Source organism: Calidithermus terrae (assembly GCF_003574345.1).
Lineage (GTDB): Bacteria > Deinococcota > Deinococci > Deinococcales > Thermaceae > Calidithermus > Calidithermus chliarophilus.
Genome location: NZ_QXDL01000299.1, coordinates 1 through 3,769 on the forward strand (window position 1 = coordinate 1; position 3,769 = coordinate 3,769).

Consider the following 3,769-nt stretch of genomic DNA (forward strand, 5'->3'; position numbering starts at 1 on the left):
GGTCTGGGGGGTGGGGGCGGTTTCGATCATCGGCGGCGTTCCTGGGAGATCAAGAGCCCGACGAAGCAGGCCGAGAAGAGCACGATCAGCAGGGCGTAGGGGGCTGCCTCAGCATACATGGCCTCGGAGGTGTAGGCCCAGATCTGGGTGGCGAGGGTGCTGTAGCCCACCGGCGCCAGCAGGAAGGTCAGCGGCAGCTCCTTGACCGAGGAGAGGAAGACTAAGGCCAAGCTGGCGAGCACCCCCCGCCACAGGAGCGGGAAGGTGGCCTTGAGGAAGGCCTGGAGGGGGCCATAGCCCAGGTTGCGCGCGGCCTCCTCCAGCCGCGGCGGGGCCTGGTAGAGCGCGCTGCGCATGGGCCCGATGGCCTCGGCCATGAAGTGCAGGGCGTAGGCCAGCACCAGCAGGGCCAGGGTCTGGTAGAGGAAGGGCACCCCGCGCAGGCTGAAGAAGATCAGGGCCAGGGCGAAGGCCAGGGGCGGGGTGGCGTAGCCCAGGTAGGCGGTGCGCTCCAAGAGCCGGGAGAAGGGCGAGGGGAAGCGCACCCCCAAGTAGGCCAGGGGCAGGGCCAGCAGCACCGCCACCAGCGCGGCGGGCGCGGCGGCCTGGGCCGAGTTGGCCAGGGCCTCGCTCACCGACACCCGGTTCTCGTAGGGGAAGCGCAGCGCCCAGTAGAGCATGGTGGCGAGGGGGATGAGCAGCGCGCCCACCACCGGCGCCAGCAGCAGCGGGTAGCTCAGCCAGCGCCAGGGCCCCAGCGGCACCGGGCGCGCCAGCCGGGCGCTGCCCAGCCCCACCCGCGAGAAGCTGAGCCCCGAGAGCAGGCGCGACTCGAGCCACAGCAACCCCCCGGTGAGCCCGATGAGCATCAGCGAGAGCCAGGCGGCGTAGACGCGGTCGAAGGAGGCGGAGTACTGCAGGTAGATGGCGTAGCTGAAGGTCTCGTAGCGCATCAGGCTGACCACGCCGAAGTCGCCCAGCACGTGCAGCCCCACCAACAGCCCCCCGGCGTAGAAGGCGGGGCGCAGTTGGGGCAGCACCACCTTGAGGAAGACCTCCATCCGCCGGTAGCCCAGGCTCTGCGCGGCCTCCTCGAGGCTGGGGTCCAGGCCCAGCAGCCCGGCCCTGAGGTTGAGGAAGAGGTAGGGGTAGGTGAACAGCACCAGCACCCCCCAGGCCCCCCAGTAGCCCCAGGGGCGGGGCCAGTCGATGCCCAGGACGGCCTCGAGCATCCCGCTCGGCCCGGTCGCGCCCAGCAGGGCGTAGGCCCCCACGAAGCCCGGCACCGCCAGCGGCAGGGTCAGCAGCACCGTCCAGAAGCGCTTGCCGCGCAGGTCGCTGCGGGTGGTGAGCCAGGCCAGGGGCAGCGCCAGCAGGGCGGTGCCCAGCAAGACCCCGACCAGCAGGGCCACGGTGTTGAGCAGCAGCCGCAGGTTGCGCTCGCGCAGCACCAGCTCGGCCAGGGTGCGGGGGTCGGCCTCGAGGGCCCGCAGCCCCAGGTAGGCCAGCGGCAGCAAGACCCCGGCCCCCGCGATCAGGGCGGGGATCAGGAAGTGCCAGGGGATGGGCCGACGGCCGGCGCGCACCACAGCCCGATGAGTTTATCCTAGTTTTCCGCTAGGGTTTCGGGGCAAAAAACACACTGCGAACCGTTCGCAATAAGCTCACGAGCAAGCCCCTGACGCCTAATCCCAGCGCCAGGCGACCTTCTCGCGCCAGTCGCCCCGCAGGCCCTCGGGCCAGGGGATGGCCGGGTAGCCCACGTAGAGGAAGCCCAGCAGGCGGGCGGGGGCCTCGAGCCCCACGAAGCGCGCGGTGTTCTCGTGTAGCACCGGCATGCCCGAGGTCCAGAACGCGGCCAGGCCCCGGCTGGCGGCGACCAGTTGCGCCGCGTGCACCGCGGCCCCCACGGCGGCGACCTCTTCCCACTCGGGGTGGCGCCCGCCGGGCTGCATCCCGATGGCGATCCACACCGGCGCCAGCCAGACCCGCTCGAGCTGGGCCTTCTCGGCCTCCGGGACGTACTTGGCGGGGTCGATGCCCAGCCGGTAGGACCGGGCGAAGGCCTCGCCCAGCGCCCGCCGGGCCTCCCCGGCGAAGACCGTGAAGCGCCAGGGCTCGCTCCCCCCGTGGTTGGGGGCCCAGTTGGCGGCCTCGAGCATCTGCTCCACGCACTCCCGCGCGACGGGGTCGGGGCGCAGCAGGTTCTGCTTGACGCTGCGGCGACGGCGGATGAGCTCGAGCAGCTCGGCCGTCGGCAGGGGGGAAAGGGTGGGTGCGGTGTCGCGTTCCATAAGCCTCCACGATACCCGAACCGCCCGGGCGCCAATTGGAGGCGGAGGGCACGCTCGCCCTCCGCCTCCGGCACCCGATCGGGACGATCGGCAATCAGGGGTTTAAAGCAGCCCGGCTTCGCGCAGCACTTTGAGGGCGTTGTCGAGCTGGAGCTTCTCGAAGTCGATCTTGGGGCTGCGGGCGAGGATGTCGTCGAGGGGGTTGAGGGTGGTGGGCAGGATGGCCCCCTTGGTCACCGGGTACTCGAAGAGCTCGCCGGGGAAGAACTGCTGGGCCTTGGGGGAGAGCAGCCAGATCAGGAAGCGGGTGGCGTTGGCTACGTTCTTGCTGCTCTTGAGGACGCCCGCGCCGGTCACCAGCGCCAGGCTGCCCACGTCGCCCTTGGCGAAGTAGTAGGTGCCGATGGGGTAGCCGGCCTTGACGAAGCGCTGGATGTAGTAGTGGTTGGTCAGGGCCACGTCGATCTCACCGGCCCGGATGGCCTCCATCATGGGCGGGTTGGAGGGGTAGACCTTGGGCTCGAGCCGCTTCATGCCCTCGAGCCACTCCTTGGTCTTGGCCTCGCCGTGGACCAGGATCATGGCGGCGATGAAGTCCTGGAAGCTGGAGTAGGTGGGGGTCCAGCCGATGCGGCCCTTGAGCTGGGTCTGCTGGGGCAGATCCATCACCGACTGGGGGAATTGCTCGGGCTTGAGCTTCTGGGTGTTGTAGGCCAGCACCCGGAAGCGGATGGAGAGGGGGGTCCAGGTGCCCGACCCCGGCATGAAGCCGCTGGGCTTGCCGCTGATGGAGGCGGGCAACTTGATCATCAGGGGCTGTGCCGCGCCCAGGGCTCCGGAGGTGTTGGCCCAGAAGATGTCGGCGGGGCTGCGGGCGCCTTCCTCCTGGAGGGCGGCGAGCAGCTCGGCGTCGCGGCCGTACTTCACGTTGACCTTGATGCCGGTCTCGGCCTGGAACTGCTTGACCAAAGGGTCAACGAGCCCTTGGCTGCGCCCGGAGTAGATGGTCAGGGTTCCCTGGGCCTGCGCGAGGGCTCCCAGAGCCAGCGCAGTGGCGATCGCGATTCTCAGCTTCTTCATGGCGGTTCCTCTCGAGCTGGCCGGGTTCAGGTGATCCCGCCCCGGCAACTCACCAAGGGGCAGTCTAGGCAGGCCTCCATTGAATGTCAAGTAATCCAGTCGGATTTATTGCCTTTGAGAACGAGAATCGTTACCAAACCGCCGGCGTCTGAGGGCCTCATATCCCGTAGCGTTGCTCTGCGTCGGCAAGAAATTTCGTTGTTGAGCGCGCAAAACGAGGGGACTGACCGGCGGCGCGGGGTGGGAGGCTTGACATAACTCAGGGCAGGCGGTAATCTACTCGTTGCGCTGTCCAGAGGGCGGCGCGGGGACCTTGAAAGCGAAGGAGTCGAGAGAAGCGATGAGATCACTGCTCCTCGGCCGCCGGGGGCGCGGGCGCCGTAGGGATACGGGGC

General features: G+C 69.2%; 3 protein-coding genes. All 3 read right to left on the reverse strand.

The window, feature by feature from the left end; all coding sequences use genetic code 11:
• Positions 1–26: 26 nt before the first annotated feature.
• Positions 27–1,589, reverse strand: a complete 1,563-nt coding sequence (locus tag Mterra_RS19640; protein WP_119316661.1) for an ABC transporter permease — start codon at positions 1,587–1,589, stop codon at positions 27–29.
• A 96-nt stretch (positions 1,590–1,685) separates the two neighbouring features.
• Positions 1,686–2,294: a nitroreductase family protein gene (locus tag Mterra_RS19645; RefSeq protein ID WP_119316662.1), complete on the reverse strand. Its 609-nt coding sequence runs from the start codon at positions 2,292–2,294 to the stop codon at positions 1,686–1,688.
• Positions 2,295–2,396: 102 nt separating this feature from the next.
• On the reverse strand, positions 2,397–3,374 hold the full coding sequence (locus Mterra_RS19650) for an iron ABC transporter substrate-binding protein (protein WP_119316663.1): 978 nt from the start codon (positions 3,372–3,374) through the stop codon (positions 2,397–2,399).
• Positions 3,375–3,769 lie beyond the last annotated feature (395 nt).

Bases quoted from the DNA above. Each gene is read 5' to 3' on its own strand.
- Mterra_RS19645 (WP_119316662.1), bottom strand. From the start codon at position 2,294: ATGGAACGCGACACCGCACCCACCCTTTCCCCCCTGCCGACGGCCGAG.
- Mterra_RS19650 (WP_119316663.1), bottom strand. From the start codon at position 3,374: ATGAAGAAGCTGAGAATCGCGATCGCCACTGCGCTGGCTCTGGGAGCC.